Annotated in this window: 14 protein-coding genes; 8 read left to right on the forward strand and 6 right to left on the reverse strand. The window is 71.3% G+C overall.

What is annotated here, in order from left to right:
- The first annotated feature begins 135 nt into the window (after nt 1-135).
- The 3 genes from SHK19_RS10075 to SHK19_RS10085 all read left to right on the forward strand — a co-directional run bounded on the left by SHK19_RS10075 (nt 136) and on the right by SHK19_RS10085 (nt 3,726).
- Nucleotides 136-1,521, forward strand: a complete 1,386-nt coding sequence (locus tag SHK19_RS10075) for a cation:dicarboxylate symporter family transporter (protein ID WP_322938570.1) — start codon at nt 136-138, stop codon at nt 1,519-1,521.
- A gap of 74 nt (nt 1,522-1,595) precedes the next feature.
- Nucleotides 1,596-2,594: a YihY/virulence factor BrkB family protein gene (locus SHK19_RS10080; protein WP_322457125.1), complete on the forward strand. Its 999-nt coding sequence runs from the start codon at nt 1,596-1,598 to the stop codon at nt 2,592-2,594.
- Nucleotides 2,595-2,604: 10 nt separating this feature from the next.
- On the forward strand, nt 2,605-3,726 hold the full coding sequence (locus SHK19_RS10085) for a potassium channel family protein (protein ID WP_322457124.1): 1,122 nt from the start codon (nt 2,605-2,607) through the stop codon (nt 3,724-3,726).
- Between the two features lie 15 nt (nt 3,727-3,741).
- On the opposite strand, the gene SHK19_RS10090 is transcribed toward SHK19_RS10085, so the two are convergent.
- Nucleotides 3,742-4,341 carry a TetR/AcrR family transcriptional regulator gene (locus tag SHK19_RS10090; protein WP_322457123.1) on the reverse strand — a complete coding sequence of 200 codons (600 nt, stop codon included), beginning with the start codon at nt 4,339-4,341 and terminating at the stop codon, nt 3,742-3,744.
- A gap of 141 nt (nt 4,342-4,482) precedes the next feature.
- Between SHK19_RS10090 and SHK19_RS10095 the strand changes: the two genes are divergently transcribed.
- Together SHK19_RS10095 and SHK19_RS10100 are read left to right on the forward strand one after the other, a co-directional pair.
- Nucleotides 4,483-5,982 carry a flavin monoamine oxidase family protein gene (locus tag SHK19_RS10095; RefSeq protein WP_322938571.1) on the forward strand — a complete coding sequence of 500 codons (1,500 nt, stop codon included), beginning with the start codon at nt 4,483-4,485 and terminating at the stop codon, nt 5,980-5,982.
- Nucleotides 5,979-7,079 carry an SMP-30/gluconolactonase/LRE family protein gene (locus SHK19_RS10100; protein WP_322938572.1) on the forward strand — a complete coding sequence of 367 codons (1,101 nt, stop codon included), beginning with the start codon at nt 5,979-5,981 and terminating at the stop codon, nt 7,077-7,079. Before SHK19_RS10095 ends, SHK19_RS10100 begins: the two co-directional genes overlap by 4 nt.
- A 15-nt stretch (nt 7,080-7,094) precedes the next feature.
- On the opposite strand, the gene SHK19_RS10105 is transcribed toward SHK19_RS10100, so the two are convergent.
- Nucleotides 7,095-7,799, reverse strand: coding sequence for an SHOCT domain-containing protein (locus SHK19_RS10105; protein ID WP_322938573.1), 705 nt, complete (start codon nt 7,797-7,799; stop codon nt 7,095-7,097).
- Between the two features lie 271 nt (nt 7,800-8,070).
- Here SHK19_RS10105 and arcC point away from each other — a divergent pair, with 271 nt between their 5' ends.
- Nucleotides 8,071-9,057, forward strand: coding sequence for a carbamate kinase (gene arcC / locus SHK19_RS10110; protein ID WP_322457119.1), 987 nt, complete (start codon nt 8,071-8,073; stop codon nt 9,055-9,057).
- Nucleotides 9,058-9,070: 13 nt separating this feature from the next.
- On the opposite strand, the gene SHK19_RS10115 is transcribed toward arcC, so the two are convergent.
- On the reverse strand, nt 9,071-9,283 hold the full coding sequence (locus SHK19_RS10115) for a hypothetical protein (protein WP_322457118.1): 213 nt from the start codon (nt 9,281-9,283) through the stop codon (nt 9,071-9,073).
- A gap of 67 nt (nt 9,284-9,350) precedes the next feature.
- Between SHK19_RS10115 and SHK19_RS10120 the strand changes: the two genes are divergently transcribed.
- The gene (locus SHK19_RS10120; protein ID WP_322938574.1) at nt 9,351-9,743 is read left to right on the forward strand and encodes a nuclear transport factor 2 family protein; all 393 of its coding nucleotides are present in this window, start codon (nt 9,351-9,353) and stop codon (nt 9,741-9,743) included.
- A gap of 4 nt (nt 9,744-9,747) precedes the next feature.
- Nucleotides 9,748-11,004, forward strand: coding sequence for a DUF6986 family protein (locus SHK19_RS10125; RefSeq protein WP_322938575.1), 1,257 nt, complete (start codon nt 9,748-9,750; stop codon nt 11,002-11,004).
- On the opposite strand, the gene SHK19_RS10130 is transcribed toward SHK19_RS10125, so the two are convergent.
- The 3 genes from SHK19_RS10130 to SHK19_RS10140 form a co-directional block, all read right to left on the reverse strand.
- Nucleotides 11,001-12,518 carry an adenylate/guanylate cyclase domain-containing protein gene (locus SHK19_RS10130; protein ID WP_322938576.1) on the reverse strand — a complete coding sequence of 506 codons (1,518 nt, stop codon included), beginning with the start codon at nt 12,516-12,518 and terminating at the stop codon, nt 11,001-11,003. The genes SHK19_RS10125 and SHK19_RS10130 overlap by 4 nt on opposite strands.
- Before the next feature lie 99 nt (nt 12,519-12,617).
- Entirely contained in the window at nt 12,618-14,246 is a 1,629-nt protein-coding gene (locus SHK19_RS10135; protein ID WP_322938577.1) for a helix-turn-helix transcriptional regulator, read from the reverse strand.
- A 6-nt stretch (nt 14,247-14,252) separates the two neighbouring features.
- Entirely contained in the window at nt 14,253-15,356 is a 1,104-nt protein-coding gene (locus SHK19_RS10140) for a flavin-containing monooxygenase (RefSeq protein WP_322938578.1), read from the reverse strand.
- Nucleotides 15,357-15,400: the final 44 nt, after the last annotated feature.

Consider the following 15,400-nt stretch of genomic DNA (forward strand, 5'->3'; position numbering starts at 1 on the left):
GTCATTGTCGCGCAGCACCGGCCCGCCGGTGTGGCGTGCGTCACGAACACAACGAACGCAACGGTGACGCAGGTCACCCCCATTGGGACGGTCGGTGCCAAGCCGGGTCAGCCGGCATCCCCAGGAGGTCAAGCAATGAGCAGCAACCAGGTCACCACCCCACCGGGCCGGCGGGCGCGCCGCGACCGCACCCACTACCTCTATCTCGCCGTCATCGCCGCCGTCGCGGCGGGCATCGCCGTCGGCCTCGTGGCGCCGGCGTTCGCGGTCGAGCTCAAGCCGCTCGGCCAGGCGTTCGTCGCGCTGATCAAGATGATGATCCAGCCGGTCATCTTCTGCACCATCGTCATCGGCGTCGGCTCGGTCCGCAGCGCCGCGCGGGTCGGCAAGGTCGGCGGCCTCGCGATGCTCTACTTCGTGGTCATGTCGACCGCGGCGCTGGCGATCGGGCTGGTCGTCGGCAACCTGCTCAACCCCGGGTCCGGCCTGCACATCACCGAGGAGACCGCGTCCGCCGGCGCCGAGCAGGCCGCGGAGACCGGCCACGCCAGCACGACCGACTTCCTGCTCGGCATCGTCCCGGACTCCATGCTGTCGGCACTGACCTCCGGCGAGGTGCTGCAGACGCTGCTGATCGCGCTCCTGGTCGGGTTCGCCCTCCAGGCGATGGGATCGGCCGGTGAGCCGGTGCTGCGTGGCGTCGGGCACCTCCAGCGCCTGGTCTTCCGGGTGCTGGCGATGATCATGTGGGTCGCCCCGGTCGGAGCGTTCGGTGCGATCGCGGGCGTCGTCGGCGAGACCGGCGTGGACGCCCTCAAGAGCCTCGCGGTGCTGATGATCGGCTTCTACGTCACCTGCGCGCTGTTCGTCTTCGTGCTGCTCGGCACCATCCTGAAGGTGGCGACGGGCGTGAACATCTTCGCGCTGCTGCGCTACCTGGGCCGCGAGTTCCTCCTGATCCTCTCGACGTCGTCGTCGGAGTCGGCCCTGCCGCGCCTGATCGCGAAGATGGAGCACGCCGGGGTCGACAAGCCCACCGTCGGTGTCGTGGTGCCGACCGGCTACTCGTTCAACCTCGACGGCACCGCGATCTACCTGACCATGGCGTCGCTGTTCATCGCCACGGCCATGGGCGACGCGCTGTCGATCGGCGAGCAGATCTCCCTGCTGCTGTTCATGATGATCGCGTCCAAGGGCGCGGCCGGCGTCACCGGAGCCGGGATGGCGACCCTCGCCGGCGGCCTGAGCTCGCACCGGCCGGAGCTGGTCGACGGCGTCGGCCTGATCGTCGGCATCGACCGGTTCATGTCGGAGTGCCGGGCGCTGACGAACTTCGCCGGCAACGCGGTGGCCACCGTGCTCATCGGGTCCTGGACCGGCGGCGTCGACCGCGCGCAGCTCGACCGGGTGCTCGCCGGTGACGACCCGTTCGACGAGACCACGATGGTCGACGACCACGCGTCTCCCGCGCCCGACCAGGCTGCCTCCGACGCACCGGAGAGGGCGCCCGCCCTGGTGTGAGCCGCACGACGCCGGGAGCCGGTCCACGCGAGGCGTGCCGGCTCCCGGCGTCGCGTGCGACTACCGTTGCCGGCGTGGAGGATGAGGATCCCGGCACGCCCGCGGCAGGCGCCGCTCCGGCCGACCGCACTCTCCTCCAGAAGGTCCTCCACACGCTCTGGCGGCTGGTCGTCACGACCGTCGGCTCGTGCCTGAAGCACCGGGTGACCGGGCTGGCCGCGGAGGGGGCGTTCTTCGCGGTGCTGTCCGTGCCGCCGCTGATCTTCGCGCTCATCGGCGGCGTCGGCTACGTGTCGGAGAACTTCAGCGCGGCGCAGATCCAGGACATCCGCGAGGCAGTCGTCGACCTGTTCTCGACCTTCCTCACCGACCGGGCCGTCAACCAGGTCATCGAACCCACGCTGAACCAGGTGCTCGGGGGCGGTCGGTTCGACGTCATCTCGCTCGGCTTCGTGCTCGCCCTGTGGTCGGGCTCCCGCGCGCTCAACGTCTTCGTCGACACCATCACGATCATGCACGGGCTCGGCGGGAGCCGGGGGATCGTCAAGACCCGAGCGCTGTCGTTCGTCCTCTACATCCTCGCGCTGATCACCGGCGCGATCTCGATCCCCCTGGTCGTGGCCGGCCCGACCCTGGTGCGCGACTGGCTGCCGAACCGTGCGGACTTCCTGATGAACTTCTACTGGCCCACGGTCATCGTGATCTGTATCTGCTTCCTGGCGACGCTCTACCACGTGTCCGTGCCGGTCCGGACCAACTGGAGCTTCAACCTTCCCGGGGCGACCTTCGCCCTGATCGCCTGGATCCTCGGGTCCTACGTCCTGCGCTGGGTGATCACGGTGACCGCCACCGACTCCCGGTCCATCTACGGCCCGCTCGCGGCCCCGATCGCGGTGCTGCTCTGGCTCTACGTCGTGGCGCTCGCCGTCCTCATCGGCGCCGCCGTGAACGCCGCGTTCGACACCGTGTTCCCCCAGGAGATGACGTCCCGTGCCCGCCGCGAGCTGATGGCCCGGGTGCGCAACCGGGTCACGCAGGCGAGGGAGCGCGGCGGCGAGCCGACCGTCGACTAGATTCGCGGCTGTGCACGACCTTTCGTCGCCGGACAAACGCGAGGGCGCGAGCCTGGTCGCGTTGCCGGAGCGCGTGCGCTCGCCGTGGTGGGAGCTGGGCAGGCGGGTGCTCGCGGCGTTGGCCATCCTGGTCGGCACCGTCCTGCTGGTGATGATCGACCGCGACGGCTACCGCGACGCCGGCGACGCCACGCTCGCCAACCCGTACGGGACGATCTCCCTGGTCGACGCGATCTACTACACGACCGTCACCCTCAGCACGACCGGGTACGGCGACATCGCGCCGGTCTCCGACCAGGCCCGCCTGGTCAACGCCTTCGTCATCACGCCTGCCCGCATCGCCTTCCTGGTGCTGCTGATCGGCACCACCCTCGAGGTCCTCGCGCAGCGCGGACGCGAGATGTTCCGCATCGCCCGTTGGAGGAAGCACATGGGAAAGCACGTGGTCGTCATCGGCTATGGCACCAAGGGCCGCAGCGCCGTCGACACCCTCGTCAACAACGGGCTCGAACGTGACCACGTGGTCATCGTCGACCCCAGTCCGGAGGCGCTCGCCGACGCGCACGCCGACCAGCTCGCCGTCATCACCGGTGACGCCACCCGGCGCGACGTGCTGCGGCGAGCCGGCATCGCCACGGCCGACCAGGTCATCGTCACCACCGACCGTGACGACACCAACGTGCTGGCGACGTTGACCGTCCGCCAGCTCAACCCCGATGCGTTCATCGTCGCGGCCGTCCGCGAGCAGGAGAACGCTCCGCTGATCCGGCAGTCCGGCGCCGACTCGGTGATCATCTCGGCCGACGCGGTCGGCCGGCTGCTCGGCCTGTCGACGTTGTCACCCACGCTCGGCACCGTGATGGAGGACCTGCTGACCTACGGCGGCGACGGGCTCGAGGTCGCCGAGCGCGAGCTGCTCGTCAACGAGGTCGGGGTGCCGCCCCAGTCGCTGCCGGACCAGGTGATCGCCGTCGTGCGCGACGAGAAGGTCTATCGCTACTTCGACCCCGTGGTGACCCTCCTCGCCCGCGGCGACCGGCTGGTCGTCGTACGCCCGGCCAAGGAGCTGCCGTGGGCGCCGCGGCCCGGCACGCACAACGAGGACGTCGCCGCCGACGCCCAGGAGGGCTGACGACGTCAGACCCGCTCAGACCGCGGCCGTCTCCGGCCGGAGCATGCACTCGTCGAGGTGGCGCGCCATCAGGTCCAGGACCTGCTCGGAGTTGCGGTCGTCCCGACGGACCAGCCAGTCGAGCGTGATGCCGTCGATCGTCGCCGCGAGGTAGCGGCCGAGCACTTCGGGCGGCACCGACGGCTGGGCGCCGATCGCGTCGAGGACCGCGAGGAACGCGTGGGCGTAGTGGTCGTACTGCTGGCGCGCGACGGCGGCGTAGCCGGGCTTGCGGAGGCAGTACTGGGTGAGCTCGTAGGTCAGCAGGTGCTGGTCGGGGTTGGTGACGACGTCCTTCCAGTACGCCGCCAGGCCGGCGCGGATCATGTCCTGACGGCTGGCTCCGACGTCGAACGATGCCTCGGCAAGGTCGACGTTCCGGCCCACCAGGGTCTTGATGACGGCGTCGAGCAGCTCCTGCTTGGAGTCGAAGCAGTAGTGGAAGACACTCAGTGACGTCCCGGCCTCGGCCACGATCGCCCGTGTGGTCGCCTTCGGCACACCCTCCCGGGTGAGCACGGCGATGGCTGCGTCGACGAGCTGCTGCCGTCGCTGGATCAGCGGCATCCGCGTCATTTGCGTTCCCCCTTCTCCCTCCAGGGTCAAACCTAGAGTTACTGGCGTAACGACGTGAGGGTCCGCGACGTAACGCCGTAACAGTGGTACCCCATCCTCGTTAGCGTAGTAGGACAGATGACCTGATCGCGCGAGGTGGACATGGGTGCAGCACTCGGCCGTCGGCGGCTGCTCGGCGGGATCGCCGTCGGGGCAGCGGGCGCAGCAGGCGCAGCAGGGGCCGGCGGCGGGCTGTGGAGCCCGGGTCCCGCCGCCGCCGCCACGGTCAGCGGGCCGCTGCCCGACCGCGTCGACGTGGTCGTGGTCGGCGGCGGCATCTCCGGTCTCACGGCAGCTCGGAAGCTCCGATCACGCGGTGCCAAGGTTCTCGTCGTCGAGGCGCGCGACCGGGTGGGTGGCCGCGTCCTCAACCACCACCTCCGCGCGGGCGGCGTGATCGAGGCCGGTGGCGCGTTCGTCGGGCCGACCCAGGACCGGATCCTGCGGCTCGCCGACGACCTCGGCGTCAAGACGTTCAAGGAGTACGTCGAGGGCGAGAACGTCTACATCAAGAACGGCCAGCGCTCGACCTACACCGGCACCGTGCCGCCCGACCCGAGCATCCTGCTCGACGCCGCCCTGCTCCAGGAGCGGATCAACAACATGGCGGCGCAGATCGACGTCGATGCCCCGTGGAACCACCCGCAGGCCGCGAGGTGGGACGCGCTCAGGGTCAGGGACTGGGTTGCGCAGCAGACCCTGTCGGCGGACACCGACTCGCTCCTCGAGTGCTACTTCCAGCCGAGCTGGGGCTCCGACGCCGGCAACGTCTCGGTGCTGTTCCTTGCCTGGTTCATCGCGACCGCCGGCAACGAGGACAACGTCGGCACGTTCCAGCGCTCGTCCAGCACGGCGGGCGGCGCGCAGGAGTCGCGCTTCAAGCTCGGGTCGCAGGCAGTGCCGAAACGGATGGCGCGCGAGCTCGGTGACCGGGTCGCGCTCCGGGCTCCGGTCCGGCGCATCGTCCAGCGGGACGGCTGGGCGCACGTGCACACCGACCGCGGCACGGTCCGTGGGAAGCGGGTGATCGTCGCCTGCCCTCCGCCGCTCGTGCTCGACATCGACTGGGCGCCCCAGCTGCCGGAACGCCGTCGCCACCTGCTCGCGAACATGCCGATGGGCAACCTGATGAAGTGCGACGCGGTCTACAGGACCCCGTTCTGGCGGGACGCCGGGCTCTCCGGGTCCGGTCTGTCGCACTCCGGCGCGACCCGGGCGGTCTTCGACAACACCCCGGCGTCGGGCGCGCCGGGCGTGCTGCTGGCGTTCGTCGGTGGCTCGACGTGGAAGGCCTACGGTCGCCTGCCGCGGGCCCAGCGGAGACGCGCGGTCCTCGAGGGGTTCGCCGAGATGTTCGGCGAGCAGGCACTGCACCCGATCGAGTACACCGAGCACGACTGGACGCTCGAGCGGTGGACCACCGGCGGCCCGATCGCGCTGCCGCGGCCGGGCGTCATCACCAGCCACGGCTCGGAGATCCGTCGTCCGTTCGGTCGCGTGCACTGGGCCGGCACCGAGACGTCGACGTACTGGTCCGGCTTCATGGACGGCGCCGTTCGCGCGGGGGAGAGGGCTGCGCGAGAGGTCATGGAGAAGCTGTGAACCCGGTACAACGAGCACTCGCCGCGCTCCTCGCCGCGGTGCTGGTGCTGCTCACCCCCGCCGGCTCAGGAGCGGCGGAGGACCGGGAGCGGTGGCACACCAAGGTGCTGGCGATGGTCGACGCACCGGGCCGCCCGGCCAACGTCGTCCTCCACCCGAACGGGCGGGTGTACGCCGGCACCTTCGCCAGTCCCCAGACCGACGGCGTGCCTTCGGTCGTGCGCGAGTGGACGCGGGCAGGGCGCCTGCTGCGCTCGTGGGAGGTGCCCGGCCAGGACCTCGAGGTCAGTCACGGCGTGCAGGTGGCCAACGTGGACTCACGCGGCAGGCTCGTCGTCCTCGAGAAGAGCACCGGCGGCGTGCTTCTCCTCGACCTGCGCACCGACCGCTGGTCGACGTACTCACGACTGCCGGACCTGCCCGCCTGTGCCCTGGGCCAGACCGGCGAGGGCTGCACGCCCAACCTGGTCGACGCCGCCCCGATCCCGAACTACGCGACGTGGGGCCCGGGTGGGGCGCTCTACGTCAGCGACTACGGCCAGGCCGTCCTGTGGCGGGTCCCGCCCGGTGGCGGGAAGGCGCGACCGTGGCTCGTGGACAAGCGGCTGGACGGAGTCGAGTTCGGGACGGCGGGGCTGGTGCTCGGGCCGCAGCGGCGCTCGCTCTACGTGATGCAGCAGACCTCGCTGGGTCTCGGCGAGGCGACCGTCGCCCTGGGCAAGCTCTACCAGGTCCCGCTGAAGGGCGAGCGCACGCTGACCAGGCTCTGGCAGTCGCGGCCCATGGACCTGCCGGACGGCTTCAGCTTCGCCCGCTCCGGACGGGTCTACGTGGCGAACGCCGGCAGCAACCAGCTGGTGGTCCTCGACGAGGACTTCAAGGAGGTGGAGCGGGTGCCGGCGCTGCCGCTGACCGGTGACAACGGGTCGCCGGTGCCGTTCGACACCCCGTCGAACATGACCTTCGCGGGCACCAGCGTGCTCGTGGCCAACCAGGGGTTCTTCGGCAACCCGGCCCACCACGCGATCCTCGACGTCCACGTCGGCGAGCGGGGTGTCCCGGTGTTCATCCCCGAGGGCGCAGGCGTACGGCGCTGACGGGTCGCCGCCGGTTCAGGAGTCGAGGATCCGGGCCTTCTCGGTCTCGAACTCGGCGTCGGTGATCACACGGCTCGCCTTCAGCGCGGCCAGCCGCTCGAGGGCGGCGACCCGGTCGTCGGCCGCGCCGGGCCGGTCGGCTGGCGCGCCCTCCTGAGGTGGCGGCTGCATCCCGCCCATCGCGCTGGCGATGAGCCCTTGCACGAGGCCGCCGCCGGGAGCCGCGGCGCCGCCGGCGACCCGGCCGTCGCCGTCGAGGTCCATGCCGACCATGCCCTCGTACTGCTTCAGCTCCTCGGGCGTCGCCGGCCGGCCGTTGATCATCACCGTCGGCGACCCCGGCTGTCCGGTGTACGGCGGATACTGCGGGTCGCCCTCGCCCTGGGGCGGCGGCTGCTGGTTCATCGCGGCCGCGAGCTGTGCGGCCCGCGCGGACGCGGCCGTGTCCCAGTCCGCGATCTCGTCCCACAGGATCTTGAACTTCGTCGGGTCCGACTGCGACGCCACGATCGGCAGTGTCTGGCCGGGATGGGGCCACTTCTTCACCTTGACGATGAACTGGTCGTCGATCGCGAACGACTGGTGCCCCGGCACGCTGACGACCAGGTGCATCCGGCAGGTGCCGGAAGTGGCGGCGTCCGGCGCGCGGGTGGACGACACGATCTGCGCCGCGCCGCGGACCGGGTCCTTGATCCGCTTGAAGCCGTCGAACCAACCCATGCTGCCCTCCAGGTCATCCGGTCCTCGGATTGTGCCCCAGCGTCACATCGATGGTCGAGTGGGAGCGAGCTCAGCGAGCGCCGGTATCGAGGCCGTCTCCGTCGCCGTGTTGCGGATGACGACGCTTGCAAGACGACCGGGTATGGCGGCGCGCCGGCGCCTTGCGATGCACGCACCCTGAACGCGCGAACCGTCCAGAGACTTCACACGCACGCCACTAGGCTGAGGCGCATGGTCCCGGCCGGCTTCGTCGCCATCCACGGCCGCTGACGTGCGCATCGTCGTCGCGCTCGGAGGCAACGCGCTGCTGCGGCGCGGCCAGAAGCCGGACGCCGCCGTCCAGGAGGAGAACGTCCGGCGTGCCATCGCCGCCCTGGCCCCGCTCGCCGCGGAGCACGAGCTCGTCGTCACCCACGGCAACGGCCCGCAGGTCGGCGTCCTCGCGCTGCAGAGCGCGTCCGACCCGCACCTGTCGACGCCGTACCCGTTCGACGTCCTCGGAGCCCAGACCCAGGGCATGATCGGCTACTGGCTGCTCCAGGCGATGCAGAACAACGTGCCCGGGCGGCAGGTCGCCGCGATCATCAACCAGACCCTGGTCGCGGCCGCCGACCCGGCGTTCGAGAGCCCGACGAAGTTCGTCGGCGAGGTCTACGAACAGGCGGAGGCCGAGCGGCTCGCCAAGGAGCGTGGGTGGACGGTCCGGCCGGACGGCGACGGCTGGCGGCGGGTGGTGGGCTCGCCGCGTCCGCAGCGGGTCGTCGAGACCCGGTTGATCCGGCTGCTCCTGGAGAGCGGCGCGGTCGTGGTGTGCGCCGGCGGCGGGGGAGTGCCCGTCGTACGGGACGAGCACGGCGACCTCCGCGGGGTCGAGGCCGTGGTCGACAAGGACCTGACCAGCGCCGTGCTCGCCGAGGCGCTCGACGCCGACGTGCTGCTGGTGCTCACCGACGTGCCGGCAGTTTTCACGGGCTTCGGGACGCCGGAGCAGGCGCCGATCCGGCGGGAGACACCGGCCGGGCTGCGCGAGGTCGACTTCGCGGGCGGATCGATGGGACCGAAGGTCGACGCGGTGTGCCGGTTCGTCGAGCTGACCGGCGGCATGGCGGCCATCGGGGCGCTCGAGGACGCCGTCGCCATCCTGGCCGGTCGCGCCGGGACCGTGGTCACGCCGACCGGGAGCTACGACGGCCGGTCGGTCGACGGCCCGTTTCGGCGGGCTCGGTCGGTGCCGGACGAGGGCGCGACGCCGACCTGAGCACGCGGTCACCTCAGCCGTACGCCGACCCGGTCCGCGGCTCGGCCTCGACCGGCCGCAGCTCGTCGGCAGGCACCCAGGCGGTGACCACGCGCCCGCGTGACTCGACCCAGGTGACCAGCGCCTGCCAGCCGCCGTCGCTCCCGCGGCGCCACTCCAGGACCAGGCCCGGCATCTCGGCGGGCGCGAACGCCGGCCGCACCCACACGAACCGCGTCCTCGCCATCGACCCACAATAGAACAGATGTGCGAAACAGGCGCGAAGTGAGGCCAGCCTGACTTAAGGTGCCGACATGCACCCGTTCCGCAAGGCAGTCGAGTCCCGGGACCTCGACGCGATGACAGCCCTGCTCGCCGACGACGTCATCTTCATCAGCCCGGTGGCGTTCAAGCCCTACGCAGGCAAGGCGATCACCTCCGCGATCCTGGCCACCGTGATGGAGGTCTTCCAGGACTTCCACTACGTGCGCGAGATCGGCGACGAGACCTCCAACGACCACGCCCTGGTGTTCGAGGCCAAGGTGGCCGGGAAGGCCATCACCGGCTGCGACTTCATCCGCACCAACAGCGACGGTCTCATCAACGACTTCATGGTGATGGTCCGCCCGCTCCGCGCCGCGCAGGCGCTGTCGGAGCAGATGAGCGCCCGGTTCGACGACATCGTGCGCCGCGCGTCCGGCCGCTGATCCGGTGACCTCGATCGACGCGCTGCTCCGTGACCTCGATGCGCGCCTCGCCACCGCCGACCACGAGCTCGCGAGCCGATACCCCGGCGACCGGGGCGTGCGGCAGCCCGTGCACACGGTCTACGTCCCTGCCGACAGGTTCGGCGCGGAGACCGTCCCGGCCTGGGGCCGGCAGGCTCGCGCGGTCCTCGAGGAGCACGGCGGCGGGCCCGGGGCGTTCGCGGACCTGCTCGGTCTCCCGGCGGACCTGGCCGAGGAGGTCCACGAACGGGTCCGCGCCAAGCTCGGGACGGAGCCGGTCGAGGACCTGAGGATCGACTTCGAGGACGGTTACGGCGCCCGGTCCGACGAGGACGAGGACGCGGCACTGACAGCGGCCGCGGCGGCGCTCGCGCGGTCGCTGGCGGACGGCGACGCGGCGCCGTTCCACGGCATCAGGTTCAAGAGCTTCGAGGCGCCCACCCGCGCCCGTGGCGTCCGCACCCTGCACCAGTTCGTCGGCGAGTTCGCGGCGGCGGCCGGGGCTCTGGGGGAGGGCTTCGTGCTGACGCTGCCCAAGGTGACCTCGGTGGACCAGGTGGAGGCGATGGTGGTCGCCTGCGCCGCCGTCGAGGAGGCGCATGGCCTTGCTCCCGGGGCCCTCCGGTTCGAGATCCAGGTCGAGACCCCGCAGTCCGTGCTCGGCGCCGACGGCACCGTCCTCGTCGCGCGCATGATCCACGCCGCCGACGGGCGGTGCACCGGCCTGCACTACGGCACCTACGACTACTCCGCCTCGTGCGGCATCGCCGCGGGATACCAGAGCATGGAGCATCCCGCCGCCGACCACGCCAAGGCGGTGATGCAGGTCGCCGCGGCCGGCACCGGCGTCTTCGTGTCCGACGGCTCCACCAACGTGCTCCCGGTGGGAGACAGGGACGCCGTCCACGCGGGCTGGCGGCTGCACGCCCGGTTGGTCCGCCGGTCGCTGGAGCGGGGCTTCTACCAGGGGTGGGACCTGCATCCCGCACAGCTGCCGAGCCGGTTCGCCGCAACTTATGCGTTCTACCGCGAGGGACTTCCCAGCGCGGCCGCCCGGCTGCGCGCCTATCTCGGCGGCGGCGACTCCGGTTTCCTGGACGAGCCCGCGACCGCGACGGCCCTCGCCGGTTTCGTGCTCCGAGGCGTCGAGTGCGGGGCGGTCGACGACTCCGAGGTCGAGCGACTAGTCGACGCCGACCGCGACCGGCTCGCGGGGCTCGCCCGCCGCCGGCAGGGCTAGGAGCCCGAGCGGGCGCCGCGGGCCCGCGTCGTACGACGCAGCGCGTGCCCGAACTGCGCACTCAGCCGCGGTGAGGCTCGGCCGATCTTCGCCGCCCGCGCGACCGCACGGTCCGAGGCGGTCGAGCTCGGGGCATTGGGTGCCACCGGGTAGGCCGCCTCCGGCGCGGTCCGTACGCCGGACACGCCCTCGCTGGCAGCCAGCAGCTGCCAGGTGCCGGGGACCCCCTTGAGCTCGTGGACACCGCGGTCCTCGAACCCGATGGGCGAGCCGAGCACCAGGTCGCGGACGGCAGCGGAGACGAGCACCTCCCCGCCCCTCGCCTTCGCGGCGATCCGCGCGCCGAGGTGCACGGCCATGCCCCCGAGGTCGTTGCCGAGCAGCTCGCACTCCCCGGTGTGGACACCAGCGCGGATCTGGACACCCAGCTCGTCCTGCGCATCGCGCACGATGCTCAGCGCAGCCCGGATCGCCCGGGCCGGGCCGTCGAAGCGCGCGAACGCTCCGTCACCCATCGACTTCACGACGGCGCCACCGGCTTGCGCGACCTCCCGGCGTACCAGCGCGTCGTGGCGCTCGAGGAGGGAGCGCCAGCGGGCGTCGCCCAGCTCGCCGGCCAGGTCGGTGGAGCCGACGATGTCGGTGAACAGCATGGTGACGAGCGCCCGGGTCACCTCGTGGGGGACCTGGGCCCCGGTGAAGAACTCCTCCAGGGCGTCGAGCATCGTCTCGGACTCGCCGAGCCACGGTAGGTGGCTGGTGCCCGGCAGCTCCAGCATCCGCGCACCCGGGATCCGCTCCGCGAGGTCGCGCCCCGCATCCAGCGGGACGGCCTCGTCGCGCCGGTGGACCACCAGGGTCGGACAGGTGATCGACGACAGCACATGGGTCACGTCGATGGCCACTGCCGCCTGGAGGAGTGCGCTGGCCATCGCCGGACTGGCGGCGAGGCGCTCGTACAGACCGAGGCTCTCGCGCATCGCCGTGTCGTGGGCGAGGTCCGGCGCGAACAGGTCGAGCATCCGTCCCTCGCCCCAGTGCTCGTGGATGTCGGCGAAGGTCGCGAGCACCTCGTCCACCCTGGGGAGCAGATGTGGGAGGTAGTCGTCGCCCGGGAAACGGGCGAAGCTGCCGAAGAGGGCGAGCGCGGTGGTGCGCTCGGGATAGGTCGCGGCGAAGAGCATGCTCAACGGGCCGCCCTCGGAGAAGCCGAGCAGTGCGGTGTGCTCCGACCCGACCGCGTCGAGGACCGCGTGCAGGTCCTCCATCCGTTCGTCCATGGCGGGCAGACCGGGGGCGGGGTCGGACAGCCCCGTACCGCGCTTGTCGTAGAGGATCAACCGGGAGAAGGAGGCGAGCCGCTGCATGAACCGGGTGGTCTCCGGGAGCATCCACCACAGGTCCAGGTGGGAGACGTAGCCAGGCGTCATCACCAGGTCGATCGGACCGTCGCCGACGACCTGGTAGGCGATCCGGATGTCGTCGTTCCGGGCGTACCCCGTCTTCGGCCGCATCGTCCCCATCCTCGGCTCGGCGCGAAAGTCATCTCCATTGCACAACACCTTCGACCGGGTGTCCGAGGAGTACGGAAATCCTTGCGAAGGAGAGCGCGGTCAGGTGAGCCCGTGGTCGAAGGCGTACGCAGCCGCGGCGGTCCGGGAAGTGACGTCCAGCTTGGTGAAGATGTTGCTCAGGTGCCGCGCGACCGTCTTCTCGCTCAGGAACAGGGCCGCGGCGATCTCCGGGTTGGACAGGCCGGTGGCGACCAGCCGCAGCACCTCGGCCTCTCGCGCGGTGAGGCCGCCCGGCAGCGGGCCAGGTGCCAGCAGCTGCTCGACTGCTTGCGCCTCCGGGCCGGCTCCCAGCGCGGCGAGGGAACGGGCCGCACTCCCCATCTCGGCGGCCGCGGACTCCTCGTCGCCCACTCCGCGGAGCGCGCGACCCAGGAGGACCTGGGTCCGGGCGGTCTCGTAGGGCCAGTCCAGCTCGCGCCACTGCTGGAGCGCCGTGCGCAGCGGTGCCAGGGCATCCGCGGGCCGGCCGTCGGCGAGGGCGAGCGCGCCGACCGCGTGGCCGGCCATCGCGCTGAGCGAGCTCGACTCGAACGCTTCGCCGACCTCGACCAGCTCGGCGACCAGGGGACGCGCGGTCTCCAGCTCGTTGCCGGCGAGGAGCACTTCGATCGCGCCGGGCAGCAGCTGCGAGCGGTGGATGGGGTCGCGTGGCTCGCCGAGCAGCCGGCGCACAGCAGCGCACGCCGCCTGGGTGCGTCCGCGATCGAGGGACAGCAACGCCTGGGCGGGTTGGGGGTCGTGACCGAAGCCGATCGCCTGCTCGAACGCGGCCTCGGCCGCGTCGTACTCCCCGCGGATGCGCAGCAGGCCGCCCTTCTCGGCGTACGCCAGACCGGCCGCGCCAGGCGTGCCGGAGGCGACGTAGCGCGCGATCGCGCCGTCGAGCTCCGCGATCGCCTCGTCGAAGGCACCGCGGACCCGCATCACCTGCCCGCGGTGAACAGCGCACTGACCCGTGAACGGCACCAGGCCCACCTGGGAGCTGCACCAGGTGGTCAACGCCGTCGTCCACTGCGCCACCCTGCCGAAGTCCGAGATCTCCTGGCACGCCTCGATCGACGAGCAGTAGGTCTGCCCGGCGAAGACCGGGGACACCTCGCCCGTGGTCACCCCCACCATCGCCTCGTCGAGCAGCCGCACCCCTTCGGGCACCCGAGCCAGGTACAGCAGGCAGCGGCCCTGGCACATCAGGCCGGTGGCGAGCAGGTCGCCGTTCGCGAACCGCCTGCCGTAGGACGTGAGGGTGACGGCCTCGTCGAGTGCAGTGACCGGGTCACCGCCGAGGATGTGCCCGAGCATCCGGAAGAACAGGAAGTAGCCGTGCTCGACGGTGTCCTCCTCGAAGGTCTCCAGCAGCCGGTCGGCACGCGAGATCCAGCCATTGGCGACGGCGACCTCGCCGCGGTCCATCAGCGTCATCGCCAGCCAGAAGGCGCAGCGGACCGCGGCCTGCTGGTCGCCGGCGTCGAGGTGGGCCTGGTAGGCCCGTTGGAGCGCCTGGATGCAGTCGTTGTGGCGGCCGACGAGGAACGCTGCCGTGGCGAGGTCGGCGAAGTCGGCGGCCAGGAGCGCATCGCTCCCGGCTGCCGAGAGACCTTCGTATGCCGCGACCCAGTCGCGCCGGTCGAAGGCCTCGCGTGCCCGCAGCAGCTCTTCGACGACATCCACGAAGCTTCACCTCGAAGCGAGCATAGGACGCTTGCCGGTGCGGGCGCCGATCTTCCGGGCAAGGTACTCCGCGTCCCGGCCGATGCCCGGGAAGACCATCGAGCTGAACGCGTACTGGAAGGCCAGGCCGCAGAAGAAGAGACCCGGCACGTCGTCGACGACGCCGCGCATCTCCAGCGGCCAGCCGTCGTCGCCGACCACCGGCAGCTTGATCCAGTCGAAGGTCTGCTTGAAGCCGGTGGCCCAGACGACGTTCTTGACCGGGACGACGGTGCCGTCGTCGAGGAGCGGCATGCCGTCCTGCACTCCGACCATGCGGGCCGGGTGCCGCTCGACCCCGCGCGCGGTGAGATCCTCGCGGTGGACCCGGATCATCGGACCGCCGTGCGCCCGCACCTCGCGGAACTCCTTGCGTCCGATCGGGGTGCGTCGGGTGAGGACGTGCCGCCAGGCGAAGACGACCACCGGGAAGATGAGCCTCGCACGCCGCTGCTCGGGCTTGAACGGCAGCTGGCCGGGATCCCGCCCGCACAAGATGACCGGGTTGGTCTCTGCGGCCTCGAAGGCGATGTCCGTGCCGGAGTGCGAGGCACCCACCACGAGCACCGGTCCGGGCTGGAGGTCCTCGGGACGGTGGTACTCGGTCGAGTGCAGCTGGCGGATCGCCGGGTCGAGCTGGTCGTGGAAGTCAGGGATGTTGGGCGCCTGCCCGAAGGACCCGGTGGCCACGACCACGTTGTCGCAGATGATCGAGTGGTCGCCGATGCTGAGCTCGAAGCCGCCGTCGGCACGCTGCTCGAGCGCGTCGACCCGGGTGCTCATCCGCACCGGCAGGTCGAACTTCAGCGCATAACTCTCGAGGAACGCCGCGACCTCGTCCTTCTGGGGGAACGACCAGGGGTCGGCGGGGAACGGCATGCCGGGGAGGCCGTCGTACTTCGCCGGGCTGTAGAGCCGCAGCGTGTCCCAGTGCCGTCGCCAGTTGTCGCCGACCCGGGCGTTGCTGTCGAGGACGACGCAGTCGCGGCCCTGCTTCTTCAGGTGGTACGCCGTGGACAGGCCGGCCTGGCCGGCGCCGATGATCACGGTCTCGATGTGCTCGGTGGACATGGTTCCTCCTGGTGTCGGGTGAGGCTTCGACGCTAGGAAGCGGG

The organism is Nocardioides bizhenqiangii (genome assembly GCF_034661235.1).
GTDB classification, from domain to species: Bacteria; Actinomycetota; Actinomycetes; order Propionibacteriales; family Nocardioidaceae; genus Nocardioides; species Nocardioides bizhenqiangii.

Excerpts from the sequence above, each read along its gene's own strand:
- SHK19_RS10115 (WP_322457118.1), bottom strand. The coding sequence starts at position 9,283 with ATGGCGAGGACGCGGTTCGTGTGGGTGCGGCCGGCGTTCGCGCCCGCC.
- SHK19_RS10140 (WP_322938578.1), bottom strand. The coding sequence starts at position 15,356 with ATGTCCACCGAGCACATCGAGACCGTGATCATCGGCGCCGGCCAGGCC.
- SHK19_RS10090 (WP_322457123.1), bottom strand. The coding sequence starts at position 4,341 with ATGACGCGGATGCCGCTGATCCAGCGACGGCAGCAGCTCGTCGACGCA.
- SHK19_RS10075 (WP_322938570.1), top strand. The coding sequence starts at position 136 with ATGAGCAGCAACCAGGTCACCACCCCACCGGGCCGGCGGGCGCGCCGC.
- SHK19_RS10105 (WP_322938573.1), bottom strand. The coding sequence starts at position 7,799 with ATGGGTTGGTTCGACGGCTTCAAGCGGATCAAGGACCCGGTCCGCGGC.
- SHK19_RS10095 (WP_322938571.1), top strand. The coding sequence starts at position 4,483 with ATGGGTGCAGCACTCGGCCGTCGGCGGCTGCTCGGCGGGATCGCCGTC.
- SHK19_RS10120 (WP_322938574.1), top strand. The coding sequence starts at position 9,351 with ATGCACCCGTTCCGCAAGGCAGTCGAGTCCCGGGACCTCGACGCGATG.
- SHK19_RS10130 (WP_322938576.1), bottom strand. The coding sequence starts at position 12,518 with ATGCGGCCGAAGACGGGGTACGCCCGGAACGACGACATCCGGATCGCC.